Genomic DNA, 19316 nt, shown 5'->3' on the forward strand with positions numbered 1-19316 from the left:
CGGGGATTTGGCGGCGCGTTGCAAAGGAGGACTATGTCCTGTCTCTACATACACAGGCGGGTTTGCCCGCCGAAGATGGGGCCAGCATGATGGCCCGCTCTCAGTCAATCAGCGATAAGCTGCTTGAACGTATCCTTTCCTCACTTTCCGATGACAAGGCCGAAGACGTCGTGCAGATCAACCTGCAAGGTAAGTCTTCTGTTGCGGATCACATGGTGATTGCCTCGGGTCGGTCGACCCGTCAGGTTTCGGCCATGGCGGAAAAGCTGATGGATCGTATCAAGCAGGAGTTCGGTTTCACCTCGAAGGTCGAAGGCAAGGATGCCGGCGACTGGGTGTTGATCGATACGGGCGACGTGATCGTCCATATCTTCCGCCCCGAAGTGCGTGAATTCTATCAGCTGGAAAAGATGTGGCTGCCTCAGGGCGGCAGCGCCTCGGCGAACTGAGGCGCCATCCCGGCCTGTATTGAAGGGCCGGAGGCGAGAGAGATATGCGTATCAGCATAGTTGCGGTTGGGCGATTGCGCGCCGGACCGGAGAAATCCCTGCTTGACGACTACCTGACCCGTTTTGACCGGACCGGCCGTGCGCTGGGCCTTGGTCCCGCACGGGTGATCGAGGTTGAAGACAAGAAAAACGCGGGCATGGGGGCCGAGGCTGCCCTGCTGCGCAAGGCGCTGCCCAAAGGCGCTGTGATCTGCACGCTGGACGAACGCGGGCGGGTGATGTCGTCGCCGGATTTTGCGCAGAAGCTGGGCGGCTGGCGCGATGCCGGGCGGCAGGATCTGGCGCTGATCATCGGTGGAGCGGACGGAATAGATCCTAACCTGCGGGCTGAAGCAGATTTTTCCATCTCATTCGGATCGATGGTCTGGCCTCATATGCTGGTCCGTGTGATGCTGGCCGAGCAACTCTATCGGGCCGCAACCATCTTGTCGGGCGGTCCCTATCACCGGGTCTGACATGGCGCAGCTTCTGATCGTTTACCATTCGCGCACCGGCGGTGCCCGGCAAATGGCCGAAGCCGCAGCCGAAGCGGCACGGGACGAGGCGGAGGTCGTGCTGAAATTCGCCGATCAAGCCGGGCCCAACGACCTGCTGGCCGCTGATGGTTACATCTTTTGCGCACCCGAGAATCTGGCGGCGATTTCGGGCCTCATGAAAGAGTTCTTCGACCGTAGCTACTATCCTGTGCTGGGCAAGATCGAAGGCCGCCCCTATGCCCAGATGATCTGCGCCGGGTCCGACGGGGAAAACGCCGCCCGCCAGATCGCCCGTATTGCCACCGGCTGGCGGCTGAAAGAGGTGCAGCCACCGCTGATCCTCTGCACCCACGCGCAAACGTCTGAGGCCATTCTGGCCGAAAAGACCATTCCACAGGATCAACTGGAGCAATGCCGCGAAATCGGCGCGGCGCTGGGCGCGGGTCTGACGCTGGGCGTGTTTTAGTTAAGGGGAACCACAAAGGTATCTTTTGCCCAACCATCCACATTGGTGCGGGCCTGAACTTGTACCTGAGCAGTACCGACCGGGATAGCGACGCCACTCAATGACCGGGTAAAGGGCTGTTCGTTCTCATGCGGGTGATGCAGTACGCGCATCCCAAGCTCTGTCCCGTCCATATCCAGCACGCGCCAACCGTCGGCATAATCATCCCAGCCGGTTTCAGGATGCGAGACGGTTACGTCGAATCGCCACGTATCGCCGCTTTGCTTGGCGGTGACGTTTTCAATCACGGGATCATCGGCAAAGGCGGGGCTGGCCAGAAGGGTCGCAAGAATCACATATCGCATGGTGTGAATGTACGGTTTCGGTGCCGCAAATGGGATCACGTCTTTGTGTTAGCCGTCTGTTTCATCAGGATGGAACGGGATTGCGATGCAAACTCCCGCCGATAGAGCACGCCAAAGGTGATTACCGCGCCGACCATCAGGGCCACGGGGCCGAGGATCCAAGCCAATGACGCCAGTGCAAAATAAGTCGCCCGCAAAGCACGGTTAAAGCTGCGGGCAGCGGTGACGCAAATCTCGGCTGCTTGCGCTGCGCGTGGATAAGCGGCGGGGTCTTCGGGCTCGTTGGGCACCGCGGCCATCAGAATCGCGCAGTAGCCGAATAGGCGATGGGCCCAGACATATTTCAGGAAGGCGTTGGCGAGAAAAAGGATCACGATCAGTATCTTGATCTCCCACACAACGGCTGGCGCGCTGCCAATAGCCAAATCATTGGCGACACCGGCCAGACGCTCGGTATTTCCCAGCAGCGCCAAGCCGCCACCAATCGCGATCATCGTGGTCGATGCAAAAAACGTACTGCCCTGCCGCATCGCTGCCACGACCTGTGCGTCGAACATGCGAGGTTGCCGGGTGACCATTTCCCGCATCCAACCGCGACGAAAGTCGTCCATCATCATTGCCACGGATTGTTTTTTGGGCGAGGGGTTTTCGATGCGCCAGCCGATGCCCAGCCAAGCACCAAGCAGCAGTGTGATGGCGATGTAGTCCAACGACGAAAACAGAGCGGCACGATCAATCCAGGTCATGCTGCGACAGTAGGACCGCAGGTGCGAACTTGCCAGACGGATAAATTGGTAATATTATTTTACCAAATGGAGGTCAGCCATGGAAATGCCCACGCCAAGCCCCGCGGTCCTCAGCCGCAAATCCCAGGTCGTCGCGCGATTGTCGCAGGTTCTGCCTGAAGACGCGATCATTCACGACCCTGCTGAGACCCGTGCTTATGAATGCGATGCGCTGACCGCTTACCGATGCCCACCGATGCTGGCCGTTCTGCCGTCGAACACGCAGGAGGTTTCAGATATTCTGCGCATTTGCCACGACGAGGGCGTGCCGGTGGTGCCGCGCGGGTCGGGCACCTCGCTGGCCGGAGGTGCTTTGCCCACAGCGGATTGCGTCATTCTGGGTGTGGCGCGGATGAATGATGTGCTGGAGGTCGACTATGACAACCGTTTCATCAGAGTTCAGTCGGGCCGCACCAATCTGAGCGTCACCGGCGCGGTCGAGGAAGAAGATTTCTTTTACGCGCCCGATCCGTCATCCCAATTGGCCTGCGCGATTGCAGGCAATATCGCGATGAACTCAGGTGGCGCGCATTGTCTGAAATACGGCGTGACCACGAATAACCTGATGGGCGTGACCATGGTGATGATGGACGGCACCGTGGTCGAGATCGGAGGCGCGTATCTGGACGCGGGTGGGCTGGACTTGCTGGGCGTTATCTGCGGCTCCGAAGGGCAGCTGGGCGTGGTGACTGAGGCCACGTTGCGCATTCTGCGCAAGCCAGAGGGCGCCCGGCCTGTGTTGATGGGGTTTGATGACAACGAGATCGCTGGCCAATGTGTCTCTGACATTATCAAATCGGGCATCCTACCAGTCGCGATCGAGTTCATGGACCGTTTGTGTATTCAGGCCTGTGAGAATTTCGCCAAGGCTGGATATCCCGATTGCGAAGCGTTGTTGATTGTCGAGGTTGAGGGCTCGGAGGCCGAGATCGACTATCAATTGTCGAAGATTGTTGAGATCGCCAAACGGCACAACCCGGTCGAATTGCGTGAGAGTCAGTCGGCGGAGGAAAGCGCCAAGATCTGGCTGGGTCGAAAATCGGCCTTTGGGGCGATGGGGCAGATGAACGATTATATGTGCCTTGATGGAACAATACCTGTTTCTGCACTGCCTGCCGTGTTGCGCCGGATCGGCGAGTTGAGCGTCGAATACGGCCTGCCCGTCGGCAATGTCTTTCATGCGGGGGATGGGAATATGCACCCTCTGATCCTGTTTGATGCCAACAAGCCTGGCGATCTTGAGAAATGCGAGGCTTTCGGGGCCGAGATCCTAAAGCTCTGCGTTGATGAGGGCGGCTGCCTGACCGGCGAGCATGGCGTGGGGATCGAAAAGCGCGATCTGATGCATCATCAATACGCATCCGCTGATCTTGAGGCGCAGATGGCGGTCAAGGATGTGTTCGATCCAGCGTGGTTGTTGAACCCGGCAAAGGTGTTCCCTCTGGACGCGTCTGAGGGGCGTCGGATGGCAGCAGAATAGCGGGCCAGATCTGTGCCTTACGTGGTGCAAGGCTACTGATTATTTTTGAACAGAAGAAGTGATATGGGACCAGAGACAGAAGCGGAACTGGCCGAGATGGTGGCGGGGCTGAATGGTCCCGTGCGGATTGCCGGTGGCGGAACGCGCGGGGTGACCGGGGCGGAACCTGTGCTGAGCACAGCAGGGTTGAGCGGTATTGCACTTTATGAGCCCGGAGCGTTGACCCTTGTGGTACAGGCGGGGACGCCATTGGCTGAGATTGAAGCGACGCTGGATGCGGAAGGGCAGCAACTGGCTTTTGAGCCGATGGATCATCGCGGGTTGCTGGGGATCGAAGGCACACCGACCATTGGTGGGGTTGTCGCGGCTAATATATCGGGCCCTCGGCGCATTCAGGCGGGGGCTTGTCGGGATTTTCTGTTGGGCGTGCGTTACGTCGATGGTCTTGGCCAAGTGGTTAAGAATGGTGGCCGGGTAATGAAAAACGTCACTGGCTATGATCTGGTCAAGCTGATGGGCGGGTCATGGGGCACTTTGGGTGTGTTGACAGAAGTCTCGCTGAAAGTGTTACCCAAACCGGAACAGGTCGCGACCTTAACGATTGCGGTACCAAATGTCGAAACGGCGGTGCAAGCGCTGTCGGCGGCGTTGAAATCTCCGTTTGAGGTCACCGGCGCGGCGTATGATCCAGGTGCACAAAAAGCCTTTGTTAGGGTCGAAGGTTTTGCAGATTCAGTTGCGTATCGGGTTGATAGACTGACATCGGTGTTAGGGCAGTTAGGTTCTGTGTCAGAAGAGGTTGACCCTGCGTCGATCTGGACGGCCATTCGCGATGTTCATGCGTTTAAGGGCAAGCAAGGGGACGTCTGGCGTTTGTCTGTCAAACCCGGCGATGCATCAGAGATCGTCGCTCGCGCCAAGGCCGACCAGTTGCTGCTTGACTGGGGCGGCGGGTTAATCTGGGTATGCGTCCCGGCTGGAACGAATCTCAGAACCCGGTTGGGTGCATTTGCTGGCCATGCGACTCTGGTGCGTGCGGATCATGAGACCTTCGCAAAACTTGGGAGATTTCAACCAGAGGATGCGGCTATTTCGGCTCTAACGCGAGGAATTCAGGCTAAATTTGACCCACGCGGTATCTTCAATCCGGGGCTAATGGGGTAGGCGATGCAGACGACCTTTAGTGAAAAGCAACTGCAGGACCCGGCGATCCAGCGCTCGAACGAGATTCTGCGGAGCTGTGTGCATTGCGGGTTTTGCACAGCGACTTGCCCCACCTATCAGGTACTGGGCGATGAGTTGGACAGCCCGCGCGGCCGTATCTATCTGATCAAGGACATGCTGGAGAATGAGCGTGTTCCGGATGAGAAAACGGTCAAACATATTGACCGGTGCCTCTCATGCCTGGCGTGCATGACGACCTGTCCTTCGGGCGTGCACTATATGCATCTAGTTGATCACGCACGGGAATATATCGAGGCAAATTACAAGCGGCCTCTGACAGATCGTATGCTGCGCTGGGTTCTGTCGCGGATATTGCCCTATCCGATGCGATTTCGCTGGGCGCTGATCGGGGCCAAGCTGGGTAGGCCGTTCAGGTTCCTGATGCCAGATGCCAGATTACGGGCGATGCTCGACATGGCGCCGAAACATATTCCCCCGGTCAGCCGCAATGACGATCCGCAGAGTTTCACACCCAAAGGCACGCCGATAAAGCGGGTTGCATTGATGACGGGCTGCGCACAGAAGGCACTCAATACGGAAATCAATGACGCCACGATCCGCCTGTTGACGCGTTTGGGATGTGAGGTGGTCGTGGCCGAAGGTGCAGGTTGCTGCGGTGCGTTGACCCATCACATGGGAAAGACTGCCGAAAGTCACCGTGCCGCCGCGGCCAATATTCGTGCCTGGGCGCGTGAGATGGATACGGATGGGCTGGACGCCATCGTCATAAACACATCCGGTTGTGGTACGACGGTGAAAGACTATGGTCATATGTTCCGCAACGATCCGTTGGCGCAGGATGCCGCGCGAGTCTCAGAGATTGCCATGGATATCAGCGAGCTGCTTGTGCAACTCGATCTGCCGGAAATGATGGGTCAGGATTTGGTTGTTGCTTATCACGCGGCATGCTCGCTCCAACATGGCCAGCAGATCAAATCGCATCCGAAAGATCTGTTAAAGCGGGCCGGATTTACCGTGTTAGAGCCTGTTGACAGCCATCTGTGTTGTGGCAGTGCCGGGACGTATAACCTGATGCAGCCCGAGATTTCAGCCAAGCTGAAGCAGCGCAAAGTGCGCACGCTTGAGGCAAAGAAACCGGATGTGATCGCGGCAGGGAATATCGGCTGCATGATGCAGATCGGTTCTGGCGCCAAGACGCCCGTGGTGCATACGGTAGAACTGTTGGATTGGGCAACCGGAGGCCCACGTCCGCGCGCCATGTGCGCAGAATCGTCGGAGGTTCCTATCCTGCGCTGATCCCATTGGAGCAACACGGCATTGTTGGGGGTCAAAGCCCTGAGGCGGTGCTGCCCTAATTTTGCCGCACCTCGCGCGTACGACTCGGGGCCGGACCCAATGACCGGAGACCCACGTGCGCAACTGGATCACCGCCTTTGCACTCAGCCTGCTCCCCATGGCCACGCAGGCACAGGATACCGGGCTGGAACGCCTTGAGACCTCGCATGCCGGACGTGCGTGGATGGCTGTGGGGCGTCTGGATATCGACGGAACCGGATTTTGCACCGGGGCGTTGATCTCGCCCACGTTGGTGCTGACGGCAGCGCATTGTCTGTTCGACAAGGTTACAAAGCAACCGATTGATCCGGCACGGATCGAGTTTCTGGCTGGCTGGCGGTTGGGTCACGCGTTGGCCTATCGGGCAGCACAGCGCACTGTCGTACATCCCCAGTACGAATATGATGGCGGGTCCTCGGCTACGCGGGTGCGTCACGATATTGCATTGATCGAGCTGCGGCAGCCGATCCGGAATACCGCTGTCATGCCGTTTGAAACGGGAGATCGCCCGTCAAACGGCGAGGACGTAGGTGTAGTATCTTATGCCCATGACCGGGCCGAGGCGCCGTCACTGCAAGAGGTCTGCTCGGTCATGGCGCGTCAGGCCGGTATTCTGGTGATGTCCTGCGATGTCGATTTTGGGTCTTCTGGGGCACCAATCTTCTCATTCGATGGTGAGCGTCCGCGCATTGTTTCTGTCGTGGCCGCCAAGGCCGAGATGCACGGCAAAAGCGTGGCGCTGGGCACAGCATTGGATCAGTCGCTTGAGCTGCTGCAAGCCGAGTTGTCGCAAGGGCGCGGCCTGAACGCATCACGGGTCAACGGTTCCAAGAATCTAGGAGCGAAATTTCTGAAACCATGACCCGATCCTTTCTTATTTTTTCATTGATCTTTTCCGTTCTTTTCACTTCCGCGAACGCTCAGAACAGTGGCAAGCGACGTCTGACTGATCGCGATGACCTGTACGGTTGGGAGGCCGTCGGTCGGCTCGATATCGGCAGCAGTGGCTTCTGCACCGGCACCCTGATTGCGAAGGACATGGTGTTGACGGCTGCGCATTGCGCATTGAACAAAGCAACCGGTAAACCTTATGCCCCCGGAGAGGTGACCTTTCGCGCGGGGTTAAGTGATGGTGAAGCTCTTGCAGAGCGCAAGGTTATCCAGATCGCCGCGCATCCAGATTTCATCGCCAACGCCCCGGTTTCCGTGCCTAGAATCCGCGTTGATGTGGCTCTAATGCGCTTGGAAGAACCCATTCCTTATGCCATCGCCGATCCGTTCGCCTTGTTCAGTGGGCGAGTCACCGACAGCGAGATCAGCGTCGCCTCATACGGGCGCGGTCGGGCCGAGGCGATCACGCGTCAGCGATCGTGCCAGATTTTGCAGCGCGGGCAGGGGTTGATCAGTTTTGATTGCGACATCACATTCGGATCGTCCGGTTCCGCGATCCTGGCCAAGAACGGGCCACGCTGGCAGATTCTCTCGGTTGTATCTGCGGGTGCGTCTGACGGCCGTCGCAAGATCGGCTACGGCATGGAGCTTTCAGGCATCGTCTCGGAACTGAAGGCTATGATGCGCCGCGATGCGCCGCGTCCGACTGCGACAATCCGCAGGCTGCAGCCGGGGACTGACAAATCAAGTTCTGGCGCCAAGTTTATCAGCGCAGGCGGGTCTTGAACCGCGCCAATTCTCTTCCCATCTGAGCTGTATCGGGTCGCCTGAACAGGGGCCCGTGCAATCACCGCCCGTCCAAAACGGAGGGCACATTCGCAAATCGCTCAATGAAGAGGATATGACACATGCGTACATTTGATTTTGCACCGCTGCACCGCGCAACCATCGGTTTTGACCGCGTTGCAGATATGATGGACCGGGTTTTGACCAACGACGTGGCTCAGCCCAGCTATCCACCGTACAATATCGAGAAAACCGACGTCGACACCTACCGGATTTCTGTTGCTGTCGCCGGCTTCTCGGAAAACGATCTGTCGGTCGAAGTGAAAGAGAACTCGCTGGTCGTCTCTGGCAAGAAAGCCGCTGAAGACAAAGAGCGCAGCTATCTGCACCGTGGCATCGCCACCCGCGCATTCGAGCGCCGTTTCGCTCTGGCCGACCACGTGCGCGTCACCGGCGCGAGCCACGAAAACGGCATGCTGAACATCGACCTCAAGCGCGAGGTGCCTGAGGCCCTGAAACCGCGCAAGATTGAGATCTCTTCGGCCAAGGCCATCGAAAAGGACGTAGTTGACGCCAAGGCCGTGAACTGAGGCATTTGATCACCTTGCGGTAATCTCTTCCTCTCTGGATTATCGCAACACACGCCCCGCGTTCCTCCAGGCGCGGGGCGAAGTTGTATCCAACGTGACCCCGGACATGGCGGGCAGCACGTTCTCACTAAGATCTGGCAATAGTTTAGGTCGTCAGGCTAGTCTCTTCTGGAACACTTCAATGAACTGAATTTTGTTCACTGCCTTCAGAGGGAGACGAAATAGATGCGAATGAAATCCGTTTTTGCCGCTATAGTCTGTGCCGTTGTTGCATCGACCACACTGACCGCGACACCAACCCGTGCCAACGATACCGGAGCGCTTATCGCTGGGGTCGCGTTGGGTGTGCTGGGAGCGTCGATCGCCAAACACCATCACAAGCACGGATCAAAATACCAGAAGCACCCGCATATTTCGCCCGAGGAGAATGCGATCGGGCTTTGTATGCATCGGACCCACACCGCCATGAGCAATCAAGGCTACTATGCCGTCGATTTTGAGCGGACGCTTTCCTATACGACGAATTCTGATGGCATCGATCTGATTGATTTGGAGGTCGCGCGCTCGAAGGACAGCAATGATGCGCGGAGCCACATAAAAGCCCATTGCGCTATTCAAGATGATTCTGTGGTTAATTTCCGGTATTCGAACTACTGAGCTTGCCCATCGGCAGCATCAACTTAAGAAAACCAAGCGCTTCTATTTTCCCTTCTGAAAACCAGCAGGCAATGTGTCTCGGCCTTGTCTCTGCGTCTATCTTTTTGGCGTCGAGTTTGTCACAGTCTTGGTGATTTGGAGACCCAAGGGGATGTAAATTGCCATAACATTCTCTATGTCATTGGATGATAAGAAGAATAGGGATAGCAGATGTCGAACCAGCAATTCGAAGCATTGATTCAAGAGACGCAACAGAAAGTCCGCGAAAGCCAATCGCAGATTGAAGGCTTGACCTCACGGATCGAAGCAGCTCGTGCCAAGATCGGAACCGCCGAGGCGGATATCGACATTGAAAATGCCACTTTGGAAGATGTGCACGCCCATACCGAGGTGATGAACGCCAACATCGCCGAGCTGATCATGGGGCTCGACGACGTGACCAACGCGTTTTCCAAGGATTTCGACGAAATGCGTTCGAAAACCGGGTGGGAGTCGTTCGTCGGCATCTTCGCCAAGGCCAAATCCGAGTCCATGCGGCAGGAACGCATGCGCACCGCCAATATTGATGACAAGCTGCAGGACCTGATCGCCAAGTCCGATGTGATCGTAAAGTTGCTGGAAGGGCAGTTGTCGGTACTGGAGGAACAGCGCGTCAAGGTCGAAGACAACCTAACTGTCACGCTGGATGACCGTGAGGCGACGGTGGCCGAGTTGGAAGCACTGCGCGCCGAGATTCAGGGTATGGACCCGACAATCATCACGCTGGAAAACAAAATCAGCGTCGAACAGGACGCCGCTGCGCGGACCCAGCTGGAAACTGAACTGGCCGAGTTGAACAAGCAGTACAACGCCAAGGTTCAGGAAGAGCAGGTCAAGCTGGCCAAGTCTCAGACGCTGGAGCGCTATATCGAAAAGGGCAAAACCTGGGTCGATTCACTCCAAAATCAGGCGGCGACGCAGATGGTGCTGATCAACAAGCTGCAGACAGACACGCAACAACGCGTGGTGCTGTATGACGCCCTGACCAAATCGCTGAAAACTGCACAGCAGCAGGACGTGGCCCACCGCATCAACGAGATCGGTGTGCAAACCGACCAAGAGGCGCAAACCGCCATGGCCGCTATCGGCACCGCGACCAACCAGAAAATGGCCGACATGCTCGAGGCGCATGAGGACCACATGGTCTTTGCCCGCGACGTGCTGGAGAAAAAGGCCAAGGCGGATGAACGCTTTGCCCGCCGGTTCGCCTCGATTGTCGAGAAGCATGATAAGAATTTGTATGGCGGGTGAGGCGCTTCAGTGACGTTCCGTTCCAAAGGCAAGCCAAAGGGTATACGCGACAGGTTCAGAATAGGGATTCTCTTTGTTGTCTTTGGCGGGTTCCTAACTTTGCTTCTTCTGACAGCTAATTGGATGCCAGACCATTTGGTGACTAAACTTGTGCTGATAGCGGGTGTTCTTTTGGTGACATTCTGCCTCTGCGTTCTGTTCGCCAACGGTCTCATCAAGCTTGAACAGCTTGATGAGAAGTTGTTCGGTCGCCGACAAAGAAAAGAGCGCGTGGATAATGACTGACCCCACCCAAGACCATGTCGGTCTGACCGACACCTTTGCCTCGCGCCGCTATTTCCGCAAATTCGAGGTGATCACCGTCCACCTCCTGCGCGTGGCCGCGACGATGGAGGCCGAAGGCGCGATCTCGAAACAAGAGGTGCGAATCGTATCGCGCTACCTCTCAGGGCTGCTCTACACCTTCCGAGCGCTCAGCATGAAGTACCTGCTGGTCGGGCGCGATACCGGGCGGTTCTTTGGCAGCCTCGCCATGGACAAGCGCGACAGCGGGTTTCCGGTGGCGGCCGAGCTGCTGACGATGGCCAATGATGCGCAACAGGCGCAGGTGCATCTGGCGAATATGCCCTCGGAAGACGACCTGAAAACCGACATGGTGCGGACGATCATTGGCGATCAGGAAATCCCGACCAAACTGCAATTCGCGCTGTCCCAAAGGCTCTATTACGAGGAATTGCTGAAAGGTCAGCTGTTCTGGGCCCGCAACGATCCCGAATGCCACTGGATCGGGAATGAGGGCGAACGGCGCAAGTTCATGATCCATTGGGCGGTCTATGACAGTCAGATCAACCTGCCGGTCATCTATCTGATGCAGCTGGAGGATAGCGGCAAAACCGCCCTTCCCAAAGACCAACGCCGCTGGCCCGAAGTGCAGGCGCATCTGATGGCGCAGTCTCTGGGCGGGTTGAAACTGGTGACCATAGCCAAAGGGTTCGATCAGGATTTCGACGACCTGCACCCCAAACACATGCGCCGCATCCATGTGGGGCCGATGTATTCCTCGGCCTATACCGAGCAATCCGGCCCTCTGCGGCAAGTGCTGGAGGACGCGCAGTCTCCGCAAGGTCAGGACTGGGCACTGGCCTGGACCACTGAAGAACTGGAAAGCGAAGAGGTGATTGAAGAACGCGCCGGGTGGTTCTCGACCGTCGAGCGCGAAGTCTTTGCGCTGGACCCGTTCGGCGGGCAGGGGGCCGAGACCGGGGCCACGCGCACCCAACGCTCGATCATCCTGCCCCAGCGACCGTTTCAGGTGCTGGCCGAACGCAACCCGCCGGGTTTTGTCGACGTACGCAAGTTCGTCGTCAGCAAGGCCGGGCAGGTCTTGAGATATTGAAGACAGTGAAAGCGATTTTGAAATGAGTTTGACGTCAGATCAAATGGAATTGCGCGAAGACGATATTCGCAAGCATTATCCCGCAGCGACCGCCTTGCTGAACGGTTTCGAGCACGCTCCGCGGATTGCAAAGGCAGTTGAGACCGCTGTTGAACGGTCTCCGGGCGTGACCACGGGTCGAAGGTTTCGGTCGACAACGCCGGGGCTGGTAACACGGAGCACCGTGCGGAAGGACGGAGTGCATCTGGTCGAACGGATCGAAGCCTCGGATGATGGCGATACACTGGTGTCTCCGCCGCAGGCGACCACGCAACAGGCCATCCGTCGTGCTATTGCCATCGCACTGGCCGTAGCCGAGGCGTACGCCGAGCAGACCCCCCTGGCTGACCTGAAACGTGCGAACCTAGCGGGCGATTTGCCAGCCGCCCGAAAGACAGAGTTCTCAGAATTGCTGACGGCTGAGGCGCTGATCACTTTACACACCTTCGGCAACGCATTGGCCTATCTGATACCCTCGCATCTTGGCGAAACCACTGTTGATCTTGGCGAAATCGAAGAGGTCTTGACTGACAACGGCCAACTCGCCCTGCACGGCGCGCTTTGGGAGCTGGACCAAGTCCTCGCCAAATACGCGCCCGACGACGCGCACCTGATCGCTGCCACCAGCGCTTATGCCGAACAGCTGATGGAAAAAGCCGCCTTGCGCGCCCAATCCGCAGGCCATCTGGCCCCGTTCCAGAACGCCGCCTGGCATATCGAGGCGGATGATCTGACGATCCGGGGGTTCGAACCGGCCTCCAAAGCCAAATCCACCACTCTGACCATGACGTTCAAGAAGCCGAACGAGGTGGTCGGCAACCACATCGCCAAGTATCAGGCGATGAAGCTGGCCAAGATGGTCATGGCCTATGACTTCGACCGCCGACTGAACCCGTTTGCTGAACTGGGTGGGTTCATCTTTACCTTCATGGGCGATGGCAAACCGGGCACCGGCAAGACCACGCTGATCCAGATGATGGCCGGGCTGATCAATGACTATTGCCAGAACGCGGGCTACCCGTTCCGCTACCAGAACCTGAGCACCGACAATATCGACAGCTATCAGGGCAAATCCGGCCAGAACGCCAAGGCGTTTATCAACACGATCATCGATCCCTCGGTCATCGGCTTCGGCACCATCGACGATATCGACCAGCTTGCAGGCAAACGCGGCGACCGGCAGTCGTCAGCCGGGCAGCTGGAAATCACCGCTGTACTGATGGAGAGCTTTGCGGGCGCCAACACCGTTGTGCGCGGCAATTGCACCTTTGGCATGTTCTCGAACTACCCCGAGAATGTGGATGACGCCCTGCGCCAACGGGCGGGTGCGCGGTTTCTGGTGGACGGCCCGCAGACGCGCGAGGATTACATCGACATCCTGCACCTGCTGATGGGCCGCAACCACGACATCCCGCTGGGCGAGCACGAGGCTTACGCTGCGCAGGAGATCAAAAAGGCCGTCGCCGCCAGTTTCGAAAGCCATGCCCGCCCGCATGAGGACGCCTTGTTGCAGGTCTATGACCGGGTCTCAGACCAGATCGGGCAGATGGACACGATCGCCAAACTGGGCACCTACCTCAAGGCGATCCAGCAGGCGGATGAGCGTTTCACAGGCCGCGCGATCAAGAACATCACCGACGCGGTCAAGGTCCGCGCGATGGACTTCGAACTGCCGGATGAGTGGATGGAGAACCCCGATCTGTTCCTGTTCCGCGATTACGACACCAAGAAGGCGATGATCGAGGACCTGCGCCAGTCGATCACCGTGGAAATGGTGATCCAAGAGATCAACCGCTACGCCGACAGCGAGTTCCGCTATGCCGACAAGAGTGACGAGGTCGCTATCGAGAACGCCGTGCGCGAGATGGGCCGGATGGAAGAGGCCAAGCGGCGGTATCTGGAGGGGAAGGGGTAAAACATTGAGGCAAAGCGACCTTACATCGTGGCGCTCTGCTCCGATGATAATTGGCTACTTCTTGACCGGCGTTTTCTTGGCGTTTTGGATTGCGGTTGCGTTTTCCGATGCCGTAACTAGTGGATCTTGTGCCAACCGGTTCTGTGAGTTTTGGAAGGCACCAACCAATGAAATAGGTGACACTTTCGCAGGCTTGTTTGGTTCATTAGCGTTCGTCTGGATTATTGTAACCGTACTGCTCCAAGGGCGTGAGCTGGCTGCGCAACGAGAAGAACTGAGATTGGCAAGGGCGGAGTCGAAGCGCACTGCGGATGCACTTTCTGAGCAAGTTGCGGTTCTAAAAGACGAGCAAAAACAGAGAGATGAAATTCGAGCAGAAAATGAATTTCTTGCTTTGGTCAAAAATTGGAATCGACATTTCTCACGACTTAAAAGTCATCTTTGGACCCTCAACCACTCTGAGAAAGGTGGGCGGGTAATTGGCCTTTTCGACACTTTACCAGATAATGAACCCATTGTTTCTTTTGAAATTTCCTGTCGCAAACTGCTCCATGGGTTTTATGAACTTGGACTTGAGAAAAGGGAGAGCTTTATAATTGAGAAGACCCCCAACAGAAGTGAGGGCATTTTTGAGCTAAAACGAATAGCTGATCGGATCGAGGAGCTTCAAGAAAGACTTTCAGAAGCAAAACGTGAAGAACTAGCAGGGACGCAGTTCAGCGCGGCTCGAATAGCCCTACAGTTAGTGTTAGAGAATGATCGGTATTGGGGAGATGAAGCATGATCCGCCTCATCGAAAAAGGCCTGATGTTCGGCAACCTCGTCCACATCTCCAGCCCGGCCTTAGTCGAGCGTTATAACCGCGCGCTGCAGCATCTGGCGGGCAAGACCACGGCGCTGACGGATTTCCATGTCGATATCTCGGGCTATTCGCCAGAGGTGGGGATTGAGCTGGAAGACGAGCTTTACCTCAATCCCAATGGGGTCAACCGGCAGTTCATCCTGCTGACGACCGAGCAGAAACGCGCGCCTTTGCTGAACGTCAAATTCTCGACCTCGCGCGATATCCTGCGTGAATTCATCGAGATGAACGAGGCGCAGTTGTTCGCCCTCACCGCCACCGATGCGGTGGCCGGAGAGCTGGTGAATTCGGTCATCAAACTCACCACGCCGGGCGATTTACTCAATATCAAAAAGATCGAAATCGAGGCTGATACCGCAGGCGGCACTCTGCGCAAGGCTGAGCAACTGGCGGGTATGGTCGAACGGTTCAAAACCGAAGAGGACGCCTGGTTCGATGACGTTCTGATCGCCAAGATGATCGAAACGGCCAAGGAAACCGGCGACGTCACCCGCAACCCCGTCCGCCTGCGCCACACTGCGTTCGAGCAGCGGAATTTCTGGACCGCGCATTTCGGTGGGCTCTATCTGTTTCCCGATCTCGATCACCCGGCGGCGATTTGCAAGGGCGAAACGCCGGACGATCTGCCTTTGAAGCACGTGTTTCAAAAGACGCAGCACAATCAGATCGCCAAGTTCCTTGGATTGAATAATCTGGTAGAAACGATCATCGAAGCGCGGGGCGTGAACTCGGCGGCGATCCTTCAGCAAAAAATGGATTTTCTGACCATTTCCGCCGCTGCGGATGCGGATGTCGATTTGGCGGGACTTGATCGCAGCGATATGCGCCGTCTGGCGCGAAACCACGCGGATCGCCTGCCTGAGGCGTATCACGGGCTTGCTCAACTTCTGCGCTGGGCAACCGATGGGGGGCCATGGCCGCGCATCGCCTCGGATCATCCGGCCTATTTCTACACGCTGCGTGCAACCGATACGCCGCATCGGGATCTGGTCAACATGCTCCTTTCCGAACTGGCCCCGCTGGATCCTCGGCAGCTGTTCATTTGCCACAAAGAGCTGTTCTACAACACCTACAAATCCTGGCCCGAGAGCAAGAAAGCCTATGTTGCCGACTTCCTCGCGCGCGAGTATCAGGTGGACAAATCAGGCGCCCGCGCCGCACTGTTCGGGCATGAGCCGGACATGAGCGGCAATGATCGTGCCAGTGATGCAGTCATTGCTCGGGTTGGTCCTTGGGGCGCGATAAGGAAGGGTTGAGATGTTCGGAGCGATGCGCCTGATAGTGATCCTGCTGATCCTCCAGACGATAGCTTATGTCGCTTTGTCCTTGTATTCGCGCGGTGTGCGTCGCCGCAAGCTTGAGGACTGGTGGGATGCAAAGGGTAAGACCGGCGACAAGGATGCCTTTGTCGCGCGGGGGCTGCATGTCTATGATAACTCGTTCCGGCGCAAGCTGATCCTGGGCATCTATATCGTGCCTTGGGTGGCGATCGGCGCGCTGATCTATATAGTGAATTACATGTGAGAGGTACGGCATGGCCTATGTGAAATGGGCATTCATTATCATCTTTTGGGTCACCGTTGGCGCGATCCTGCAATACTCGCTGCCGCAGCATGACATCGTGCGGATCGTGAATACCTATGAAGAACGACAGGATCTGAATGATTGGACCCGGATTTTCTGGTCCGAGCCCGAGGATCAATCGACCAGCCTGTCCAATCGCGACGTGCAGTTCATTCAGGCCGTCCGCGCCAATGGCAAACCAATCGTCTATCGCAACGAGGATACCGGCTGGGGTTGGCCGCCCTACTTCAAGTTCGATACCGCGAACCTGTATACTGAGGCGAACGATGCCAAATCCACCAAAGACAATCCGGATTGGGTGGTTGTAACCCACTATGGCTGGCGCAATGAATTCATGTCGATCTTTCCCAACGCTGTATTCATCCGGCATGTTGATGGGCCGGATGTGCGGATCATCCCTTGGTTCAACAGTATCTTCCTGACCGTGCTCGCAGCCGTTCTCTGGGCGATCTGGGTCCGGTGGCGCCGGTTTCGGCAGAAACGGATTGATCCTGTATTGGAGAATATGGAAGACGGTATCTATGCCGCAGGCGATGCGATCGGCGAAAAGCGCAGAGGTTTCCGTCGCTGGATTGACAGTTGGAAATCAAAGTAGCGCGTGTGTGACGCGGCCCGAGGCCGCCCGCTCATCTGACGATGAACTCGGCGTGCAGGGCACCTGCGGCTTTGATCGTTTTCAGGACGTCGATCATGTCACGTGGCGAAACCCCCAATGCGTTCAGGCCTGCAACCACCTCGGAGAGTGTGGTTGCCTCGGGGATTTCGGCCAGGCCGGTGCCTTCTTCTTCTTCGATTCCGGCGAAAGTACGGGGGACGACAACCGTTTCACCTCGGGCAAACGGGTTGGGTTGCACTGCAATGGGGGCTTCTTCGACTGTCAGCGTCAGGTTCCCTTGCGACACAGCAACACGCGAAATCCTGACGTCCTGACCCATTACAATAGTCCCTGACCTCTGATCCACGACCACACGCGCTTTGCTCTCGGGTTCGACAAGGATGTTTTCGATCCGGCCAATCGCGTGTGCCGTTGAGACCGCCTGTGTCGCGGTGATGCTCAACTCGACCGTTCCGGAATCCCGCATCAGCGCCACTGCGCGATTGAATTCAGCATTGATGGCGGCTTCGATGCGACCCGCTGTTGTGAAATCCGGTTCCCGCAAGGCCAGTCTGAGCTGCGTTAATTCGGACAGCTCAAAATCAATCTCGCGCTCAACCCGAGCGCCAGAGGGAATGACTCCCGAGGTCGGCACGCCGCGCGTAACGGTGGCCGCTTCACCTTCGACAACCGCGCCGCCCGCCAGCACAGTGCCCTGTGCTACTGCGTAAATCTGACCATCCGCTGCGTTGAGGGGCGTCATCACCAGCGTTCCGCCCAACAAGCTCTTGGAATCTCCGATGGCGGAGACCGTGATATCAATCTGCCCTCCGACGCGCGCGAAAGGAGGCAGGCTGGCGGTAACCAGTACGGCGGCCACGTTTTTTGGGCGAAAATCCTCACCATTCACGTTGACGCCCAGCCGTTCGAGGATGTTGGACATGATTTCTTCAGTGAAGGGCGAATTGCGCAACCCATCGCCTGTTCCGTTCAATCCGACAACCAGGCCGTAACCCACCAGATCGTTGCCACGCACGCCGTCAAAATCCACCAGGTCCTTGAGGCGGATCGCCCCGGCGGTGACGATGCCGGGCAGCAAACATAGTATCAGGGCAAGAACCTTCATCTCAGGAAATTCACCAGCGACAGGTTTGCGTTGCGGACGGTGACGGAATAGAGGCTTTCCAGCTGAAACTGTACGGTTTGCAGCCGGGCTGCAGTCTCGTAGGGGTCAGCAGAAATCAGGTTGTTTCTTGCACCTTCGGTGCTGGTTGTTGCCGCAGCGTTGCGAATCGCGGCCTGCTCTATGCGCGCCTCGGCCGCACCAACTTCGGCGCGTATCTTGATCGTGGCGTCTTGTGCGTTGGCAAGATCAACGCCCATTTGGGTAAACAATGCTGTACGCAGCGTGGGGGACCAGTTCAATGCATCCTCGGACGCGAGCGCGGCGACTGCGACATCGCGAACTGCGGCCTTCAAAGCGGGATCAGTTGCCGTGATCGGCAGATCAATCCGTTCGTTTTCGGAGATTTGCATTGACGAAAGCGGTGTCGCGCTGCCCCGGTAGATCACCGCATCAAACCCGGCGGGGTCATTGAACCAATCCTCGGCAGCTTGTCGGATATCGCTTGCCGTGGTCAGCCCGCTCAGCTCTGTCTGCAACGCGTTCAACAGCACATCGGCTGATGGCAGGGGCGAAACATCGGTTGAGGTACCGGAAAACAGGCTTCGCCCTCCTGCACGGCTGTTTAGGGCCGACATCATCGTGTCCAACTCGTTTCGTGCCTGAACGGAGGCCTGTTCATGAGTCACCGTCTGATTGGCGGTCCCGAACGACAGCAGCGACGCAGAGACTTCAGACATGGACTCACCGAAGGTTTTCAGGCTCAGTTGCATCGCATCGGTGAACAATCCAGCTTCGGCAGTGGCGACCGAAAAGGCCTGCAACCGTTCGAGGTTGCGTTCCAGAGCCAGCAGATGCGAATAGTCGCCCGCCAGTCGGCCCGAGATATCCTGCACTTTGCCCGATGACATTTCATAAGAAAGGGTTTCGATCTGCGATTTGATCTCAGTGCTGCGGGTTCGCAGGGTCAGGCCGCGTGCCAGATCGCCAATAGAATTCAATGTCATG

The 19316-nt window shown here is 57.3% G+C and carries 21 protein-coding genes; 17 read left to right on the top strand and 4 right to left on the bottom strand.

The genetic code is table 11. The features are described 5' to 3' along the window. Positions 1 to 86 precede the first annotated feature (86 nt). Genes rsfS through ACR0AZ_RS07740 form a run of 3 tightly spaced genes read left to right on the top strand, consistent with a single transcriptional unit; the run spans position 87 to position 1451 of the window. Positions 87 to 449, top strand: coding sequence for a ribosome silencing factor (rsfS, locus tag ACR0AZ_RS07730; protein ID WP_480471156.1), 363 nt, complete (start codon positions 87 to 89; stop codon positions 447 to 449). Between the two features lie 44 nt (positions 450 to 493). Next, positions 494 to 964, top strand: a complete 471-nt coding sequence (gene rlmH, locus ACR0AZ_RS07735) for a 23S rRNA (pseudouridine(1915)-N(3))-methyltransferase RlmH (RefSeq protein WP_480471155.1) — start codon at positions 494 to 496, stop codon at positions 962 to 964. A gap of 1 nt (position 965) precedes the next feature. After that, positions 966 to 1451: a flavodoxin family protein gene (locus ACR0AZ_RS07740; RefSeq protein WP_480471154.1), complete on the top strand. Its 486-nt coding sequence runs from the start codon at positions 966 to 968 to the stop codon at positions 1449 to 1451. On the opposite strand, the gene ACR0AZ_RS07745 is transcribed toward ACR0AZ_RS07740, so the two are convergent. Both ACR0AZ_RS07745 and ACR0AZ_RS07750 read right to left on the bottom strand, forming a co-directional pair. Next, positions 1448 to 1795: a hypothetical protein gene (locus tag ACR0AZ_RS07745; protein WP_480667172.1), complete on the bottom strand. Its 348-nt coding sequence runs from the start codon at positions 1793 to 1795 to the stop codon at positions 1448 to 1450. The two genes, ACR0AZ_RS07740 and ACR0AZ_RS07745, sit on opposite strands and share 4 nt — an antisense overlap. Positions 1796 to 1830: 35 nt before the next feature. Further along, complete coding sequence (locus ACR0AZ_RS07750) at positions 1831 to 2541, bottom strand: DUF599 domain-containing protein (RefSeq protein ID WP_480471152.1); 711 nt, start codon at positions 2539 to 2541, stop codon at positions 1831 to 1833. Positions 2542 to 2620: 79 nt separating this feature from the next. On the opposite strand from ACR0AZ_RS07750, the gene ACR0AZ_RS07755 reads away from it, so the two are divergent. The 14 genes from ACR0AZ_RS07755 to ACR0AZ_RS07820 all read left to right on the top strand — a co-directional run bounded on the left by ACR0AZ_RS07755 (position 2621) and on the right by ACR0AZ_RS07820 (position 17185). Then, complete coding sequence (locus ACR0AZ_RS07755) at positions 2621 to 4060, top strand: FAD-linked oxidase C-terminal domain-containing protein (protein WP_480471151.1); 1440 nt, start codon at positions 2621 to 2623, stop codon at positions 4058 to 4060. 63 nt (positions 4061 to 4123) lie between these two features. After that, the gene (locus tag ACR0AZ_RS07760) at positions 4124 to 5224 is read left to right on the top strand and encodes an FAD-binding protein (protein ID WP_480667173.1); all 1101 of its coding nucleotides are present in this window, start codon (positions 4124 to 4126) and stop codon (positions 5222 to 5224) included. A 3-nt stretch (positions 5225 to 5227) separates the two neighbouring features. Beyond that, a complete protein-coding gene (gene glcF, locus ACR0AZ_RS07765) occupies positions 5228 to 6541 on the top strand; it encodes a glycolate oxidase subunit GlcF (protein WP_480667174.1) in 1314 nt (437 codons plus the stop codon). A gap of 115 nt (positions 6542 to 6656) precedes the next feature. Then, on the top strand, positions 6657 to 7442 hold the full coding sequence (locus tag ACR0AZ_RS07770; protein ID WP_480667175.1) for a trypsin-like serine peptidase: 786 nt from the start codon (positions 6657 to 6659) through the stop codon (positions 7440 to 7442). A gap of 23 nt (positions 7443 to 7465) precedes the next feature. Continuing rightward, positions 7466 to 8257 (top strand): trypsin-like serine peptidase, encoded by a 792-nt coding sequence (locus ACR0AZ_RS07775; protein ID WP_480667176.1) that lies wholly within the window; start codon positions 7466 to 7468, stop codon positions 8255 to 8257. 122 nt (positions 8258 to 8379) lie between these two features. After that, positions 8380 to 8847, top strand: coding sequence for an Hsp20 family protein (locus ACR0AZ_RS07780; RefSeq protein WP_480471146.1), 468 nt, complete (start codon positions 8380 to 8382; stop codon positions 8845 to 8847). A gap of 225 nt (positions 8848 to 9072) precedes the next feature. Continuing rightward, positions 9073 to 9504, top strand: a complete 432-nt coding sequence (locus ACR0AZ_RS07785; protein ID WP_480471145.1) for a hypothetical protein — start codon at positions 9073 to 9075, stop codon at positions 9502 to 9504. Positions 9505 to 9714: 210 nt separating this feature from the next. Then, positions 9715 to 10794, top strand: a complete 1080-nt coding sequence (locus ACR0AZ_RS07790; protein WP_170423295.1) for a coiled-coil domain-containing protein — start codon at positions 9715 to 9717, stop codon at positions 10792 to 10794. Positions 10795 to 11071: 277 nt separating this feature from the next. After that, positions 11072 to 12190, top strand: a complete 1119-nt coding sequence (locus ACR0AZ_RS07795) for a hypothetical protein (protein ID WP_480471143.1) — start codon at positions 11072 to 11074, stop codon at positions 12188 to 12190. Between the two features lie 22 nt (positions 12191 to 12212). After that, positions 12213 to 14144, top strand: coding sequence for an AAA family ATPase (locus ACR0AZ_RS07800; RefSeq protein WP_480667177.1), 1932 nt, complete (start codon positions 12213 to 12215; stop codon positions 14142 to 14144). 43 nt (positions 14145 to 14187) lie between these two features. After that, on the top strand, positions 14188 to 14928 hold the full coding sequence (locus ACR0AZ_RS07805) for a hypothetical protein (protein ID WP_480485039.1): 741 nt from the start codon (positions 14188 to 14190) through the stop codon (positions 14926 to 14928). Next, positions 14925 to 16262, top strand: a complete 1338-nt coding sequence (locus ACR0AZ_RS07810) for a DUF6638 family protein (protein WP_480471140.1) — start codon at positions 14925 to 14927, stop codon at positions 16260 to 16262. Before ACR0AZ_RS07805 ends, ACR0AZ_RS07810 begins: the two co-directional genes overlap by 4 nt. A gap of 1 nt (position 16263) precedes the next feature. After that, the gene (locus ACR0AZ_RS07815; protein WP_480471139.1) at positions 16264 to 16530 is read left to right on the top strand and encodes a hypothetical protein; all 267 of its coding nucleotides are present in this window, start codon (positions 16264 to 16266) and stop codon (positions 16528 to 16530) included. A 10-nt stretch (positions 16531 to 16540) separates the two neighbouring features. Beyond that, on the top strand, positions 16541 to 17185 hold the full coding sequence (locus ACR0AZ_RS07820; protein ID WP_480667178.1) for a DUF1523 family protein: 645 nt from the start codon (positions 16541 to 16543) through the stop codon (positions 17183 to 17185). Between the two features lie 31 nt (positions 17186 to 17216). Here ACR0AZ_RS07820 and ACR0AZ_RS07825 read toward each other — a convergent pair whose 3' ends face one another. Both ACR0AZ_RS07825 and ACR0AZ_RS07830 read right to left on the bottom strand, forming a co-directional pair. Then, entirely contained in the window at positions 17217 to 18311 is a 1095-nt protein-coding gene (locus ACR0AZ_RS07825; protein ID WP_480667179.1) for a flagellar basal body P-ring protein FlgI, read from the bottom strand. Then, positions 18308 to 19315 (bottom strand): flagellin, encoded by a 1008-nt coding sequence (locus ACR0AZ_RS07830; RefSeq protein WP_480667180.1) that lies wholly within the window; start codon positions 19313 to 19315, stop codon positions 18308 to 18310. Before ACR0AZ_RS07830 ends, ACR0AZ_RS07825 begins: the two co-directional genes overlap by 4 nt. Position 19316 lies beyond the last annotated feature (1 nt).

It is taken from the genome of Ruegeria sp. BE3 (assembly GCF_056538865.1).